General features: G+C 76.6%; 1 protein-coding gene. It reads left to right on the top strand.

Going from position 1 to position 687, the window contains the following annotated elements:
• Positions 1-9: 9 nt before the first annotated feature.
• Positions 10-687: LacI family DNA-binding transcriptional regulator (locus L0B03_RS18740; protein ID WP_250448620.1), on the top strand; the 678-nt coding region annotated here is incomplete at its 3' end.

Genomic DNA, 687 nt, shown 5'->3' with positions numbered 1-687 from the left:
TTCTCGGGCGTGGTCGAGGAGGCCGCCGCCGTCGTCTCGGCCGACGAGCGTCGGCGGGGTCGCTCCCCCGGTGGTCCGGTGACGCTGAGCCAGGTGGCCCGCGAGGCCGGGGTGTCCCTCGCGACGGCCTCGCGCGCGATCAACGGGAGCGCCAACCGCACCGTCCGGGCGGACCTGCGCGACCGGGTGCTCGCCGCGGCCGAGAGGCTGCGCTACTCCCCCGACGCGAACGCCCAGGCGATGGCCCGGGGCCGCACCACCTCGCTCGGCCTGATCCTGCACGACATCGCCGACCCGTACTTCTCCTCGATCGCGGCGGGGGTGGGCCTCGCGGCCGAGCGGGCCGACCTCGCCCTGACCCTCGCGAGCACCCAGCACGACCCCACCCGTGAGCCGCGGTTCGTCGACGTGCTGACCCGGCAGCGGGCCCGCGCGATCATCGTGGCCGGCGGTCGCCGCGACGACGACGAGACCAACGGGGCCATGCGCACGGCCCTGGCGAACTTCCGCCACTCGGGCGGCTCGGTGGCGCTCATCGGCCAGCCGCTGCTCGACGTGGACACCGTGGTCATCGCGAACCACAGCGGTGCGGCGGCGCTCGCCCGGGCCCTGCACGGTCACGGGTACCGGCGCTTCGGGGTGCTGGGCGGGCCGCCCGACCACCTCACCGCGCGGGACCGGCTGGCC

Source organism: Actinotalea sp. C106 (genome assembly GCF_023630195.1).
Taxonomy (GTDB): Bacteria; Actinomycetota; Actinomycetes; order Actinomycetales; family Cellulomonadaceae; genus Actinotalea.
This window is presented reverse-complemented; position numbering and strand designations above follow the sequence as displayed.